This is a genomic window from Mesorhizobium sp. B3-1-6, from assembly GCF_006439555.1.
Lineage (GTDB): Bacteria > Pseudomonadota > Alphaproteobacteria > Rhizobiales > Rhizobiaceae > Mesorhizobium.
On sequence record NZ_VFTM01000001.1, the window covers coordinates 383,943 to 398,705 of the forward strand.

The window sequence follows — 14,763 nt, forward strand, 5'->3', positions numbered from 1 at the left end:
GCTTTCGCTTGCCTCAGACTTTTGGCCGCGAAGGGTCCGCAGTTCCCGAAAGAATGGAAGCCAGGCCTTGAAGGCCTTCCTTCAACCGTTCCCGATTAGGGGTGGCGCCCAGCGCCAGGCGAAAGCCGTTGGGAAACTCCTGCCCGACGGCGAACTCTTCCGCGGGGCTGATGGCTAGCCCTCGGCGGCGGGCGGTGCCAGCGAGCTCTTCCGAGCGCAACTGGCTCTCCAGCGGATACCATAGATGCAAGCCGGACTCCGATGCCACAAAACCCTCGGGCAGGATGTTGCGCGCGATCTCTTGCCTGGCCTGCGCTTCGGCGCGCACGGCGGCGGTGATCTCCTCGGCAAGACCGCTGCGCAGCCACTCGCAGGCAAGGCCCGTCATCAGCGGCGGCGCCATCATCGTCGTGCCGCGTATCGCTGTGGCGATCCGCTCGGCGGCTTGCTGATCGGGTACCGCCAGGAAGGCCGTGCGCAGGAAAGGTGAGATGCATTTCGCCAATGTCGCGACATGGAAGGTCCGCTCCGGCGCCAGATTCAGAAAGACCGGCGGCGGTGCGGCGAGCAACCTTCTGTAGGGATCGTCCTCCATGATGGTCAGCTCGAGTTTTTCGGCCATGCGGGCGAGTTCGCGCCGGCGGCCTTCGGGCATGACGGATGCGGTCGGATTTTGAAGCGTCGGATTGAGGTAGAGAATACGGGCGCCATGCCGTCGCGCCGCCTCTTCGAGATCGTCCGGCCGCATGCCCTCGCCATCGTTTGCGACAGCGGCGAGCTTGCGGCGCGCGGCCTCGGCTAGCGCGATCAGCCCGGGATAGGTCAGCGCATCGGAAAGGATCGTGTCGTCCTCGCGGGTCTGAGACAGCACGACGGCCGTGAGCAGCGCCTGCGCGCCCGAGCCGACAACGACCCTGTCGGCCGGCAGCCTGTCCCCCGTTTCGGCAAGCCATGACGAGCCGACGGCCCGCTCAACGGGCGAGCCCGGACCGGGATGGTAGGAAAGCAGCGCTTCGGCGCTGGAGCGCTTCAGCAATCCCTCGATGCCCGCCCTGATCAAGGCCGGCAGGTTGAGGCCGGCGGGTGCCGGCGGAATGTTCATGCTGAGGTCGAGGACAGGCTCTTCCGGCTCGCCCGGCGTGACGAAGGTGCCCCGGCCCGCGTTCGCGTCGATAAGGTTCCTGCGCCTGGCTTCGGAAAACGCCCGCGTGACCGTCGTGAGATTGACCCCCAGCAGCCGTGCGAGTTCCCGCTGCGGCGGCAACCTGTCGCCAGGCTGCAACCGGCCGTTCGAGCGGGCATCCGCAAGGGCGTCGACGATCTTCAGATAGACCGGTCGCGGCCCTGCCTCCAGAACCGGGAGCCAGCCGATGTCGCTTTCGCCCGTCACGTATCGCCAATCCACACATTTTGTCGCATTGTATGCATACAAGTATGATATATGTATGTATCCGAGACCTCAAGGCCTGCACCGGCCCTCACGCGAGGTCCATTGGAGCGATCATGGAAGACCTTGCGCATTATCCACGTTTGGTACCTTGGCAGGTAGGAATCCGTGGCCGTTGCCCGCGTTGCGGCGAGGGCCACCTGTTCGAGGGATTCTTGAAACTGGCTCCGAAATGCGATGTCTGCGGGCTTGACTATTCCTTTGCCGATCCAGCCGACGGCCCGGCGTTCTTCGTCATCTGCTTTGCCTGTGTGCCTTCGGTGCTGTTCGCCGTCTGGGCGCAGGTGACTTTCGAGCCCTCCATGTGGTTCCACGCTTTCGTTTCGATCCCGATCGTTCTTGCGACCTGCATCCCGCCGCTCAGGCCGCTCAAAGGCTGGCTCGTCGCAAGCCAGTTCTACCACAAGGCGGAAGAAGGAAGGCTGGCCAGGCCCGGCGAGTAACCTTCAAAGGTCGATGCGGAACTTGAGGCTCTCCGCGCCGCCATAGGCGGCGTCCTCGAAGAAGCGGCCGACGAGTTTGCCGCCATTGGCTGTGATGACCTTGTGCGAAGCCGGATTGCCCGGCTTCGCGGTGATCTCGACATGGTCGAGCCCGACCGCTCTCGCCTCGTCCAGCATCAGCCGCAGCGCTTCGGTGGCATAGCCTCGGCTCCGCTTCCACGGCACAACCGCATAGCCGATATGGCCAAGCACATGCGAGGGCAGCGCCGACGTGCCCTTCTGCCAGCGAAAACCGATCGAGCCGGCGGCCTCGCCATCCCAGATCCAGCGCCGGAAGCTCGGTAGGCGCGGCACGGTTGTGCCGTCGGGCAAGGTGATGGGGGGCCCCTTCGCTTCGGGGTCGTCGAGGCCGGCGAGAAATTCGACGGGATCTTTCTCGATCGCCTCGAGCTGCTCGCGCGTCGCTTCGAGGAACCGCACATTGTCGGGCGACCACCCGCGCTCCAGCGCCGCCTTGTAGGAAGGCAAATGTTCGAGCGCGGGTTTGACGATCTCGATCATGGTTCGCTTCCCTGTCGTGACCCGGCATAGCCGCGACACGGATCGCCCTCAAGTCGCCTGAAACCGGATTTCGCCCTTGTTCAGGAAACAGGCCTTGTCGAACAGTGACATGTCGAGCGGGTTCGGCAGCCGGATATCGCCGATACCCGGGAACGGTCTCCCGGAGGAATCATAGGACCTGTCGACCTGCGAGATGAAGACCAGCACCAGTCCCCGTTCCCGGGCAAACGACCTCAAGGCGCGGATCTGGACCATGAGCTCGGGATTCTCCCGCTTCTGGTCGAGCAGTTGCAGATAGTCGATGACCGCCAACGTGCCGTGCGGCGCCGACCGCAACCTCTCGACGATATAACTGGCGCTTATGGCGTCGGAATTGTCGAAATCGAACAGGTGATTGAAATCGGCCGGGTCGATCCCGATGTCGCGGAACCGGTCGAGAATGTCGGCATGCATGTATTCCAGGGTGAAGAACACGGCGCGACTGCCTTGCTTCATGGCCGCCACGGCGAGATCGAGGCTCATCAGCGTCTTGCCCTGGCCTGGCCGCGCCGCCACGAGAACCATGTCGCCGGGGATCAGCCGCCTCAGCAAGCTGTCGCCGGGCGCGCCCTCGGCGGCCTTGGCCGCAAGCAGGCTCCAGCTGGCAAAGCCTTCCTTGGCGGCAACGCGGTCGAGCGCCTGATGGAGCGGAACATTTTCCCGGCGGGACAGGAGCCTCGCCTGGCGTTTCAGATGATAGACGGGTGCGGAAAGCCGCATCGAAAAACCTCCTGCCGCGAGCAGTCTCGACAACCCCTCCTTTTGCCTGGCGCTCGAACAGTTGGTTGGATGTGAATTGCCCTGCATGAACGATGCTTCCCGATGGAGGGAGGAGGCGTGGGCGCGCCGGAATCAGATCATAGCTCAATCGAAGCGGTCCGGAAATCCGACTTCCAAAAGGCGTCGCTAAACTAGAAGTGTTTCGCCGACGGATGCGAGATCTTCTATGATCGACCTGGGTGATTCACGGGTACGAGACAACGCTTCGACAGGAGGGGCAAAACGGTGGGGTTGAAATCTGTTCCGCTGGGCGCGGCCATCTTTTGTCTTGTCGCGACCCTCGCCGCATTGACGGCGTCCGTCAGCTCGTTCGCGGCGTTGCGGCCGTCGACCGTTCCCGATTGGCTGCAGCGCCATGTCGGCGACGGCGAGGGCCAGATTTCGCAGGTCGTTCTGGAGCGGGCGCGCGCGCTCTACCAGAAGAAGGTCAGCGATGGTTCGGTCGGCAACCCCTGCTACTTCGCCATGGATGCCACGCGTCCCGGGGATTTGGGCAATAGCGTGCTGGGCCAGCGCTATTACATCATATGCGAAAGCAAGCAGCTCTTCCGCGCGGTTTCCTCGGGCCATGGCGGCGGCCGCAACCTGAAAGGCGTTGCCGATTTCTCCAACGGCAGGCGTTGCGCGAAGAACTTCGGCAACGCGATGGACTCGGCGCTGACGGCCGGCGGCGCCTATATGACCGCCGAGACCAAGACGTCCTTCAAGGGGTATTACCGTGTCGGCGCGCAGAACGCGGTGTTCATGCGCAGCTTCATCCAGTTCGACGGCGAAGGCGAAGCGGCGAACGCCAGGCAGCGCGTGATCGGCGGCCATCCGGCTGCCTTGCTCAGGGGCATGTGCATGCGCAAAGACCCGAGCAGCTCATACGCCGACCATGACGGCCTTGTTCCGTTCGGCAAGCTGGTGAACTATGCCGGCGGCCGCAGCAATGGCTGCACCAGTTGGTCGCCCGCTGACGCCGAGCAGATCATCCCGCTGGTGAAGAACAAACCGACGACGCTCTACATCTATCCGGAATCGCGCGACATCGCCGCTGTCGCCCGGGCCAAGGCCGCAGGCCAATCGCTGTCAGGCGCGGGCCTCTATTGGAACGCCTCCTGCCTGAGCGAGATCGGCTCGCCGAAATTCTGGCCCAGGAAGACGCTGGAGCCGATCATCGCGCAGTACAAGAAGGATCATCCGGCACCACCGCCGCAGCCGATACCGATGTGCAAGGATTAGCGAAGCCGCACCTACTGCAGCAGCCCCTTGATGATGGCGCTGGCCTTGGCGAAGTCCATCTGGCCGGCATACTTCTGCTTCAGCGCGCCGATCACCTTGCCCATGTCCTTCTGGCTGGCCGCACCCGTCGCCGCGATCGCTTTGCGCGCCGCAGCCTGGATCGCCGCGTCGTCGAGCTGCGTCGGCAGGAACGCGCGGATGATTTCCATCTCACCGCGCTCCTGCGCCGCCAGTTCCGGCCGCTTGCCGTGCTCGAAGGCCTTGGCCGATTCCTCGCGCTGCTTCACCATCTTGGCGAGTATCTGCAGGATCTCTTCCTCGCTCGCCGGCGGCTTGCCGGCGCCGCGATTGGCGATGTCGCGATCGTGGATGGCGGCCTGGATCAGCCGCAGCGTCGGCAGGCGGTGCTTGTCCTGCGCCTTCATCGCGCTCTTCATGGATTCGGCGATTTTCTCGCGCATCGTGCTTCTCCTTCGAATGCGGCGGACAATAGCTTTGCCGAACGGCCAACGCAAATCGCGGCAAGATGCTGATATTGCTGGACGAAAGCAAATCGGCCATGGTCCGGGGACGCCGCATTGACCGCTCCGGCCCGTTCGCCTATGTACTCGGTCCTGCATGAGACAATGAGTTGACGCGTGGGAGCCGGGAAATCCAGCTTCGCGCCTTGCCGCGCAAATGGTCCTGCCGACCGATTGCCGCGCCTGACAGGAGTGCCGCAATGGCCACCACCACCGCCCCCTGGGCAACCGAAAAGCCGACCGCCCTTCTGGTCCTCGCCGACGGCACGGTGATCGAAGGCCGCGGCCTTGGCGCCACGGGATCGGCCGTTGCGGAAGTGTGCTTCAACACCGCGCTGACCGGCTACGAGGAAATCCTCACCGATCCGTCTTACGCCGGCCAGATCGTCACCTTCACCTTCCCGCATATCGGCAATGTCGGCACCAATGACGAGGACATCGAGGATTTGCATCCAGCCGCCCGCGCGGGCGCTGTCGGCGCGATCTTCAAGGCCAACGTCACCGACCCGTCCAACTATCGCGCCGCCGGCCATCTCGACAAGTGGCTGAAGCGGCGCGGCATCGTCGCGCTGTCCGGCATCGATACCCGCGCGCTGACCGTGCTGATCCGCGAGAAAGGCATGCCCAATGCCGTCATCGCGCATGCGCCCGATGGCGTCTTCGACATCGAGGACCTGAAGCGGCGCGCTGCGGCCTGGTCGGGCCTGATCGGCCTCGATCTCGCCAAGGAGGTCACGTCGGGCCAGTCTTCGGTCTGGCGCGAGACGCCTTGGATCTGGAATGAAGGCTATGGTGAGCGTGGCGAGCCTTCCATGCACGTCGTGGCCGTCGACTACGGCGTCAAGCGCAACATCCTGCGCCTGCTTGCAGGTCTCGGCGCCAAGGTCACCGTCGTGCCGGCCAAGACCGGTGCCGAGGAGATCCTGGCCATGCGGCCGGACGGCATCTTCCTGTCGAACGGCCCCGGCGACCCGGAGGCGACCGGCGAATATGCCGTGCCGGTGATCCAGAACCTCTTGAAGACCGACATCCCGGTGTTCGGCATCTGCCTCGGCCATCAGATGCTGGCGCTGGCGCTCGGCGGCAGGACCGAGAAGATGCACCAGGGCCACCACGGCGCCAACCATCCGGTCAAGGACCACACCACCGGCAAGGTCGAGATCGTCTCGATGAACCACGGTTTCGCCGTCGACGCGGACTCGCTGCCCGAAGGCGTCGAGGAAACCCATGTCTCGCTCTTCGACGGCTCGAACTGCGGCATCGCGCTGACCGGCCGGCCTGTCTTCTCGGTCCAGCACCATCCCGAGGCCTCGCCCGGCCCGCAGGATTCGCATTACCTCTTCCGCCGCTTCGTCAACCTCATCCGCGAGCGGCGCGGCGAGGAAGCGCTGGCCGAACGCGCCTAATGCATGTCGCGCAAAGTGTGCAGCGGTTTTGCGATAACGACATACAAAGGCTTTTAAAGCGCGTCGCCTGAATCCGCTTCAGCGCGACGCGCTTAGCTCAAACCGCCAGCTTAAGCAGCGTCCGTCACCGCCGCCTCCTGCGTGTGCATGCGCTCGACTTCCTTCGGCGTCGGCTTGGCCACCTTCGTCACGAAGACGATGACCGCCAGCGTCAGGAAGATCGCGCCCAGCACATAGGGCGCGCCGCCGAACACGACCGGCGCCGTCGGGCTCGTGAACCAGGAAAAGATCGCCGTGTAGAGCAGCGGCGTGATGATCGAGGTGATCGAGAAGATCGAGGTCATCGCGCCCTGCAATTCGCCCTGCGCCGAGGGCGGCACCTTGGCGGCGGCGAGGCTTCTGAGCGGCGGATCGGCAAGCGCCTCCAGGCACCCGGCCACGATCACCGCATAGATCATCCAGCCTTGCGTCGAAAATGCATAGCCGAAGGCGCTGAGCGCGGTGAAGGTCAGCCCGATAGCCGCCGTCCTCCATTCGCCGAGCTTGGGAATGATCCGCGGCAGCACCGTCGCCATGATGATTGCGCCGCACAGGCCGAAGGCGCCGAGCGAAAAGCCGATCTGCTGCTGGCTCCAGCCATAGCGATAAGTGGAGACGAACGACCAGACCGCCGGATACATCATGTGGCCGAGCGTCATCAGGAAGAACACCAGCCCGATCCAGCCGATGCCTGGATAATTGCGCATCTGCATGAGCGTGCCGACCGGATTGGCACGCTTCCACTCGAAACGGCGACGATGTTTTTCATCCAGCGTCTCCGGCAGCAGGAACATCGCGATCAGGAAATTCACGAAGGCGAGTGCTGCGGCGAAATAGAACGGCACGCGCGGCCCGAACGTACCGAGCAGCCCGCCCAGCACCGGGCCGATGACGAAGCCGACGCCGAAGGCGATGCCGAGCAGGCCGAAATTCTTCGCCCGGTTCTCGTCGTTCGAGATGTCGGCGATGAAGGCCGATGTCGTCGAATAGCTGGCGCCGGAAATGCCCGCGAGCACGCGGCCGATGAACAGCATCGGATAGGACCAGGCGATGGCGCAGATCAGGTTGTCGATCGAAAAGGTCAGCACCGAGGCAAGCAGGATCGGCCGTCGTCCGAAGCGGTCGCTCAAGCCGCCGATGATCGGCGCGAAGACGAACTGCATCGCCGCATAGACGAAGAACAGCCAGCCGCCCTCGATCGCGGCCTCGCTGACGCTGACGCCGCTCAGTTCCTCCAGATAGGCCGGCAGCACCGGCATGATGATGCCGAAGCCGATGATGTCGAGCAGCAGCGTCGTGAAAACGAGCGCAAGGCCCCGCCTGGCGGTCTTCGGGTCGATCATGGTGACAAGCTCCTCAACCGCCTTGCGGCATAGGCGGGAGGGACCTTATAGGCGAGGTTAGCGGCGGGAACAATCCGCGAACGAATGCAAACGTCTTATGCTGACATCCCTTGCCAGCCGCCTTCGATCGTTGGTCGTCACCCGAAAGAAGCGGCAGCGCCGCCTCAGATCGGACCGCTCATCGTGTTGCAGTCGGACAGCTTGCCGCTCTTGTAGCCGCGCGCCAGCCATGTCTGCCGCTGCTGCGAAGTGCCATGGTTGAAGCTTTCCGGCACGACATAGCCCTGCATCTTCTTCTGCAGCGTGTCGTCGCCGATCTGCTTGGCGGCATTCAGCGCGCTTTCGATGTCACCCTGCTCCAATATACCTTTTTGCGCGGTGTAATGGGCCCATACGCCGGCGAAGCAGTCGGCCTGAAGCTCGATGCGCACCGAGAGCTGGTTGGCGTCGGCCTCGCTCATGCCTTGGCGCATCTGGTTGAACTTGCTCATGATGCCGGTGAGGTTCTGCACATGGTGACCGACCTCATGGGCCACCACATAGGCACGGGCGAACTCGCCGGAAGCGCCGAACTGCTGGTCGAGCTGCTGGAAGAAGGTCATGTCGAGATAGACCTTGCGATCGCCCGGGCAGTAGAACGGCCCGGCCGCCGCCGAGGCGAAACCGCAGGCTGAACGGATCTGGCCGCTAAACAGCACCAGCTTGGGATCCTCATAGGTCAGGCCCTGGGCCTTGAAAATGCCGGTCCAGGTGTCTTCGGTTTCCGCCAGCACCGTCGCGACGAACTGCTTCATCTCGTCATTGGCGGGCGCGCCGCCATTGTCCTGCGAGCCGCTGTTGTCGGTGATCTGGCCGCCGCCGCCCGGGAGCAATCCGCCGTCGCCGCCACCCAGGATCTGCGACGGATCAAAACCGAAATACCATCCCGCAAGCACGACCAGGATGACCAGGATAATGCTGCCGCCGCCACCGGTACGGCCGCCGACGGGAAGTCGGAACTGACCGCCGCCGCCCATTCCGCCGCCAAGTCCGCCGCCGCTGTCGCTACGGTCATCCTCGATGTTGTCGCTCTGACGACGGCCTCTCCAAAGCATGGCAACTCCTCGCAACGCGAATGTCCTGGAGGGACTGGCCCACGACCACCCCCTGCAGACAATTATCGCAACGGCTGGCCTAAGTCACAGAATTTTTCGCTCCCGCCAAATGTCGGACGCACCGGAAACCTCAATCGGACAAGCAAAGCCCACCGACCATAAACCGGCTAAAAGCATCAGCTTTTCTGCTTGGCGCCGGCGCTCTTGCCGTCCGAACTTTTCGAACGTTCCTCGAAACGCGCCGCGCCCTTCTTCAGCGGATGGCCGGTCTCGGCTTCGGTCTTGCGCTCGTCCTTGGCGGCCGCCTGCCGCAATCCCCTGGCTGCCTGCTTCCCTTTAGCGGTCGGAGCCTGTTCGACGCCCATTGCTTCCTCCTTGAGCGCGGCAATCGCGCGATGTGGGAAGTAATGCGGCGGAGATGCGTCGGTTCCGCTTCAATACGCTCGGACGGACCGCAGACCTAGTCCTGGCGGTTCGTCATCGCCCGGCGGAAAGCTTCCAGCGTTTCGGCGCTGACATGGTGCTCGATGCCCTCGGCGTCGATGCGCGCCGTCTCGGCGCTGACGCCGAGAGAGCGCAGGAAGGCCTCCACCGTCTGGTGGCGGATACGGCTTTCCTCGGCGACCTTGCGGCCGGCTTCAGTCAGGAACACGCCGCGATAGGGCTTCCGCGAAACCAGCCCATCGGCGCACAGCCTAGTCAGCATCTTTGCCACCGTCGGCTGCGCGACGCCGAGCCTTGCCGCGATATCCACCTGCCGCGCTTCGTTGCCGTCCTCGATCAGGTCGGCGATCAGTTCGACATAGTCCTCGACCAGCGCGCCGCGGCGCGCTTCGCGCGTCTGCCGGAAACCCTCCGAATGGATTTCGGCATCGGGAAGCGGCTCCTCGCGTCGAACTGGTTTGTTCCTAAGCGCCAATACGCGCTCCTCCTTGAATCGGGGTCGTATCCATAACACGAACCCCTGATGGTCCGGCCGTTTATTTGCATTCCCGCGCGGGCGCAACCAGCGTTTGCGGTCGCCCGCGTCCAGACCTGCTCCGGCGCATCACGAAAGCATGATCAATGAAATATAGCCTATTGCATAATGTTGAGCCATGGCGTAGATAAAAGGTACCTTCGATACATTCCAGCGGAAATCCCCCATGTCCGATGCCGATGCAGCAACCGTAGCCCGACCCACATGGCGATTTGACAAGCCCGACGACGAGCAGCCAAGCCTGCGCGAGGTGAACGCCTCGATCGCGGTGCCACAGACTGGAGTCTGGTTCCGCCGCCTGTTCGCCTTCATGGGACCGGGCTACATGGTCTCCGTCGGCTATATGGATCCGGGCAACTGGGCAACCGACCTCGCCGGCGGCGCCCAGTTCGGCTACACGCTGCTTTTCATCATCATGCTGTCGAACCTGATGGCGATCCTGTTGCAGGCGCTCGCCGCGCGCCTCGGCATCGCCACCGGGCGCGACCTCGCGCAGGCCTGCCGCGCCTACTATCCGCGCCCCGTCAATTTCGTGCTCTGGATCGCCTGCGAGCTGGCGATCATCGCCTGCGACCTCGCCGAGGTGATCGGCACGGCGATCGCGCTGCAGCTTCTGTTCGGCATTCCGCTGATCGGCGGCGCCATGCTGACCGCGCTCGACGCCTTCCTGGTGCTTCTCTTGATGAACAAGGGCTTCCGCTATCTCGAAGCCTTCGTGATCGCGCTCCTGATCATCATCTTCGGCTGCTTTGCCGTCCAGATCTTCGTCGCCGCGCCGCCGGCCGGCACGATCCTGCATTCGATGTTCGTGCCGTCACCCGAGATCGTCACCAATCCGACGATGCTCTATATCGCCATCGGCATCATCGGCGCGACGGTCATGCCGCATAATCTCTATCTGCACTCCTCGATCGTGCAGACCCGCGCCTACGAGCGAACCGATGCAGGCAAGCGCGACGCCATCAAATGGGCGACGACGGATTCGACCATCGCGCTGATCCTGGCGCTGTTCGTCAACGCCTCGATCCTGATCGTCGCGGCGGTCGCCTTCCACGGCACCGGTCATCAGGACGTCGCCGAGATCGGCCAGGCCTTCGAGCTGCTGTCGCCGCTGCTGGGCCTGAGCATCGCCTCGATCCTGTTTGCCATAGCGCTGCTGGCTTCTGGCCTCAATTCGACCGTCACCGCGACGCTTGCCGGCCAGATCGTGATGGAAGGTTTTCTGCGACTGCGCATCCCGCAATGGGCACGGCGCCTCCTGACGCGCGGCATCGCCATCGTCCCGGTGGTGTTCGTCACCGCGCTCTACGGCGAAAAGGGCACAGCTCAATTGCTGGTTTTCAGTCAGGTGGTGCTGTCGATGCAACTGCCCTTCGCGGTCATCCCGCTGGTGCAGTTCGTGTCGGACAAGAAGAAGATGGGCAATTTCGCCGTACCGCGCGGCGTCGCGGCGCTGGCTTGGGTGGTGGCCGCCGTCATCCTCGTTCTCAACTTCAAGCTGCTCTACGACACCTTCGCCGGCTGACCGCGACATTCGCGCCGGCCGCGCTATCTTCGCGCCATGGCCAAACCGGACGAAGCCCGCAGATTCTACGCCAGGCTGATGGCCGCGCAGGCCCGGTCGTCCGATCCGCGCATCGAGGAGGTATTCGCCTCGGTGCCGCGCGAGGCTTTCCTGGGTCCGGGACCATGGACTGTTTTTGCCGGCGAGGGCCGGTTCGAGACGCCAAGTGCCGATCCAACCTATATCTACCAGAACGTGCTTGTCGTGCTCGATGCCGACAAAGGCATCAACAATGGCGAGCCGATGCTGCACGCGATGTGGCTCGGCAAGGTCGAGCCGAAGCCGGGCGAGCACGTCACCCATATCGGCGCCGGCACAGGCTATTACACGGCGCTGCTGGCGAGGCTGGTCGAGCCGGGCGGCAGCGTCACCGCCTTCGAGATCGAGGCCGGTCTCGCCACGCGCGCCAGGGCGAACCTCGCCCGGTACGCCAACATCGAGGTGATTCATGGCGATGCTGTCTCCGATCCTTTGCCGCCCTCCGACATCATCTATGTCAATGCCGGCGTCGTCGCCCCGCCCGTCGCATGGCTGAAAGCGCTGAAACCCGGCGGCCGCATGATCTTTCCGTGGCGTCCCTCCGAAACCGTCGGCCTCGCGGTCATCATAACGCGCCTGAAAAACGGCTTTGCCTGCCGGCCCTTCATGGGCTCCTGGTTCATCCCTTGCATCGGCGCCTCAACCGCCGAGCCGGGCGCGAAAATACCGACGCGCGAGCGCGCCGCGCGCACCCGCTCGATCTGGCTGAGGAAGGACAAGGCGCCCGACCGCACCGCCACCGCCGTCTTCGGCGATGTCTGGTTCTCGTCACGCACCATTCGCGCCGACAACACGCGATAGAAATTCGCGGGGCCGTGTCGGAAAGCGGCCTTGCCGTTCGTCCTTAGCTCGAAATCCGGCCTGACGGCGCGGATCAGCGAAAAGGAGAAGACAGATGCGCAAGATCATCGCCGCCACATTCGTCAGCCTCGACGGCGTCATGCAGGCGCCGGGCGGGCCGGAAGAGGATCCGGTCGGCGGCTTCAAATTCGGTGGCTGGACCTTCCATTATTTTGACGAGGTGGCAGGCGCGGCCATGGAGGAACTGTTCTCCAAACCGTTCGACCTGCTGCTCGGCCGCAGAACCTACGATATCTTCGCCGCGTATTGGCCGTATCAGAACGACGCCATCGCCGACGTCTTCAACCCTGCAACCAAATATGTGGCCACGCACCGGCCGGATTCGCTGACCTGGCAGAACACGCAGTCGCTCGGGCCCGATATCGTTGCCAGGCTTAAGGAACTCAAGCAGGGAGACGGACCGGACCTGCTCATCCAGGGATCGGGCAATCTGACCCAGACCTTGCTCGCCAACGGGCTGATCGACGAGATCCGGCTGATGACCTTCCCGCTGGTCCTGGGCAAGGGCAAGCGGCTGTTCGGCGACAGCGCGATGCCGGCGGCGTTCAAGCTCGTCAAATCGCAAGCTTCCGCCACCGGCGTCATCATAGCGATCTATGAGCGCGCGGGCGAAATCCACACGGGCTCGTTTGCTCAGCAGGAGCCTTCCAAAGCCGAACTCGAACGGCGCAGGAACTGGAAGTAGCACAAGGCTGTCGCGCGGCGGCCGGGCCCGCCGCGTATTCGCTTTATGAAGCCTCTCTTCGCAACGACGACTGAACGGTCAGGAGCCGCCGATGATCCCCACCATTACCGCCTTTGAATGCTCGCCCGATGGCGGCAGGGGGCTGGCGCGCGACATGCACGTGCGCTGGGCACTCGAGGAAGTCGGCCAGCCTTATGACGTTCGTCTTGTTTCGTTCGATGCGATGAAGCGACCCGCGCCTCTTGCGATCAACCCCTTCGGCAGCATCCCGACCTATGAAGAAGGCGATCTCGCTCTGTTCGAGTCAGGCGCGATCGTCCTTCACATCGCGGTTCGTCACCCCGGCCTGATGCCCGAGGATGCAAACGCGCGGGCGCGCGCGATCGCCTGGATGTTCGCAGCCTTCAGCACCGTGGAGCAGCCGATCCTCGATCGCACGACAGCCGTGATCCTGGAGCGCGACGCGGCGTGGCACGACCAGCGCCTGCCTTTGGTCGATGACCGGATCCGCAAGCGGCTGGCCGAGCTCTCCCGCCATCTCGGCGATAGCGACTGGCTCGACGGCGCGTTCAGCGCCGGCGACCTCGTCATGGTGGGCGTGCTGCGCCGGCTGCAGAGATCGGGTTTGCTGAACGAATTCCCGAACGTTGCCGCCTATGTCGCCCGCGGCGAGGCTCGGCCCGCCTTCAGGCGCGCTTTCGATGCGCAATTGGCGGTCGCCATGGCCGCGTCGAACGGCTGACCGGGTGCCTAGCGCGTTTCACCGTTTCACGGAAACGGCGAACCGCTCTATCTCTTTGTTTCTACGCAATTCCGGACGGAAAACCGCTCACACTTTTCCTGGAATTGCTCTAGCTAGCCGTTCACGCTGCCTGGCGATAGCGTGAAAGGCCCCCGCGGATATGGCTGGCAAAAGCCTGCGCGGCCGGTTGGGTGGCATGTTTGGGCATATGCAGGTTGACGGAGAAATTCGGCAGCGCCGGAAGCCCGGCATCGGACAGGATGTCGAGATCGGTCGGAACCGTCGAGGCAAGCCATGCGGTCACCGCGAGGTCCGACCGCACAGTGGCGGTCGTCGCATCGATGTTGCCGTTCTCGAACACGGTGCGCCAGTCGAGCCCGTGCTCGCCAAGCGCTGCCAGCACCGCCGGCCGGAAGGCGCAGGTGTCGGCGACGATGGAAACCGGCAGCGGCCGCTTCAGGCGTGCCGCCCCGCCTCTGGCGCCCACCCATACCAGCCGGTCGACGAGCAGGCATTCGCCGGCGGTGGGACCGACGCGCTCCTCGACGACGGCAAGGTCGATCGTGCCCGCCGCCAGAGCCGCCGCGAGTTCCGGCGAGGACGCGCAGACCAGCGAAATCTCCACCTGCGGATACGCTTCGGCATAGGCCTTCAGCGCGGGCGCGAGCAGCGTGCCGACGAGATCGTAAGGCACGCCGATCCGCACCTGCCCGGCAACCGCCCCGCCCCTGATTTCGGCAAGGATCTCGTCGTTGAGCTGCAGCAGGCGCCTTGCCCTGTCGAGCAGCCGCTCGCCGGATCGCGTCAGCTTCAGGCCGCGGCGGTCGCGCTCGAACAGGCTCTGACCGAGCACCTCTTCCAGCCGCTTGACCTGCTGGCTGACGGCGCCTTGCGTCAGGTGAAGGGCATTGGCCGCCGCCGTCATGCTGGCCTTGTCGGCCGTCGTGACGAAGGTGCGGATGAGAGTCATATCGAGATCGCGGATCATGACTTGCA

At 64.0% G+C, this 14,763-nt stretch carries 16 protein-coding genes; 7 read left to right on the plus strand and 9 right to left on the minus strand.

Annotated features, from left to right (window positions below; translation table 11 throughout):
• Positions 1-13: 13 nt before the first annotated feature.
• Positions 14-1,390, minus strand: coding sequence for a PLP-dependent aminotransferase family protein (locus tag FJ414_RS01820; protein ID WP_140640686.1), 1,377 nt, complete (start codon positions 1,388-1,390; stop codon positions 14-16).
• Between the two features lie 113 nt (positions 1,391-1,503).
• On the opposite strand from FJ414_RS01820, the gene FJ414_RS01825 reads away from it, so the two are divergent.
• Entirely contained in the window at positions 1,504-1,890 is a 387-nt protein-coding gene (locus FJ414_RS01825) for a DUF983 domain-containing protein (protein ID WP_140640688.1), read from the plus strand.
• 3 nt (positions 1,891-1,893) lie between these two features.
• Here FJ414_RS01825 and FJ414_RS01830 read toward each other — a convergent pair whose 3' ends face one another.
• Positions 1,894-2,451, minus strand: a complete 558-nt coding sequence (locus FJ414_RS01830; RefSeq protein ID WP_140640690.1) for a GNAT family N-acetyltransferase — start codon at positions 2,449-2,451, stop codon at positions 1,894-1,896.
• 48 nt (positions 2,452-2,499) lie between these two features.
• Positions 2,500-3,210, minus strand: coding sequence for a DNA helicase (locus tag FJ414_RS01835; RefSeq protein ID WP_140640692.1), 711 nt, complete (start codon positions 3,208-3,210; stop codon positions 2,500-2,502).
• A 285-nt stretch (positions 3,211-3,495) separates the two neighbouring features.
• Between FJ414_RS01835 and FJ414_RS01840 the strand changes: the two genes are divergently transcribed.
• A complete protein-coding gene (locus tag FJ414_RS01840) occupies positions 3,496-4,494 on the plus strand; it encodes a hypothetical protein (RefSeq protein ID WP_140640694.1) in 999 nt (332 codons plus the stop codon).
• A gap of 11 nt (positions 4,495-4,505) precedes the next feature.
• Here the strand turns inward: FJ414_RS01840 and FJ414_RS01845 are convergent, their stop codons facing one another.
• Entirely contained in the window at positions 4,506-4,955 is a 450-nt protein-coding gene (locus FJ414_RS01845) for a GatB/YqeY domain-containing protein (RefSeq protein WP_140640696.1), read from the minus strand.
• A gap of 260 nt (positions 4,956-5,215) precedes the next feature.
• On the opposite strand from FJ414_RS01845, the gene carA reads away from it, so the two are divergent.
• Positions 5,216-6,421 (plus strand): glutamine-hydrolyzing carbamoyl-phosphate synthase small subunit, encoded by a 1,206-nt coding sequence (carA, locus tag FJ414_RS01850; RefSeq protein WP_140640698.1) that lies wholly within the window; start codon positions 5,216-5,218, stop codon positions 6,419-6,421.
• Between the two features lie 110 nt (positions 6,422-6,531).
• Here the strand turns inward: carA and FJ414_RS01855 are convergent, their stop codons facing one another.
• From FJ414_RS01855 to mntR, 4 genes are all read right to left on the minus strand, one after another.
• Entirely contained in the window at positions 6,532-7,803 is a 1,272-nt protein-coding gene (locus FJ414_RS01855; RefSeq protein ID WP_140640700.1) for a TCR/Tet family MFS transporter, read from the minus strand.
• A gap of 164 nt (positions 7,804-7,967) precedes the next feature.
• Entirely contained in the window at positions 7,968-8,897 is a 930-nt protein-coding gene (locus FJ414_RS01860) for a neutral zinc metallopeptidase (protein WP_140640702.1), read from the minus strand.
• Positions 8,898-9,073: 176 nt separating this feature from the next.
• Positions 9,074-9,262 (minus strand): hypothetical protein, encoded by a 189-nt coding sequence (locus FJ414_RS01865; RefSeq protein WP_140640705.1) that lies wholly within the window; start codon positions 9,260-9,262, stop codon positions 9,074-9,076.
• 95 nt (positions 9,263-9,357) lie between these two features.
• The gene (gene mntR, locus FJ414_RS01870) at positions 9,358-9,816 is read right to left on the minus strand and encodes a manganese-binding transcriptional regulator MntR (RefSeq protein WP_140640707.1); all 459 of its coding nucleotides are present in this window, start codon (positions 9,814-9,816) and stop codon (positions 9,358-9,360) included.
• Between the two features lie 226 nt (positions 9,817-10,042).
• Here mntR and FJ414_RS01875 point away from each other — a divergent pair, with 226 nt between their 5' ends.
• The 4 genes from FJ414_RS01875 (at position 10,043) to FJ414_RS01890 (ending at position 13,767) form a co-directional block, all read left to right on the plus strand.
• Entirely contained in the window at positions 10,043-11,401 is a 1,359-nt protein-coding gene (locus tag FJ414_RS01875) for an Nramp family divalent metal transporter (RefSeq protein ID WP_140640709.1), read from the plus strand.
• 36 nt (positions 11,402-11,437) lie between these two features.
• The gene (locus FJ414_RS01880) at positions 11,438-12,280 is read left to right on the plus strand and encodes a protein-L-isoaspartate O-methyltransferase (protein ID WP_140640711.1); all 843 of its coding nucleotides are present in this window, start codon (positions 11,438-11,440) and stop codon (positions 12,278-12,280) included.
• A 94-nt stretch (positions 12,281-12,374) separates the two neighbouring features.
• Positions 12,375-13,025, plus strand: a complete 651-nt coding sequence (locus FJ414_RS01885) for a dihydrofolate reductase family protein (RefSeq protein ID WP_140640713.1) — start codon at positions 12,375-12,377, stop codon at positions 13,023-13,025.
• A 91-nt stretch (positions 13,026-13,116) separates the two neighbouring features.
• On the plus strand, positions 13,117-13,767 hold the full coding sequence (locus FJ414_RS01890) for a glutathione S-transferase family protein (protein WP_140640715.1): 651 nt from the start codon (positions 13,117-13,119) through the stop codon (positions 13,765-13,767).
• A 121-nt stretch (positions 13,768-13,888) separates the two neighbouring features.
• Here FJ414_RS01890 and FJ414_RS01895 read toward each other — a convergent pair whose 3' ends face one another.
• Positions 13,889-14,755 carry a LysR substrate-binding domain-containing protein gene (locus FJ414_RS01895; protein ID WP_140640862.1) on the minus strand — a complete coding sequence of 289 codons (867 nt, stop codon included), beginning with the start codon at positions 14,753-14,755 and terminating at the stop codon, positions 13,889-13,891.
• Between the last annotated feature and the right edge of the window lie 8 nt (positions 14,756-14,763).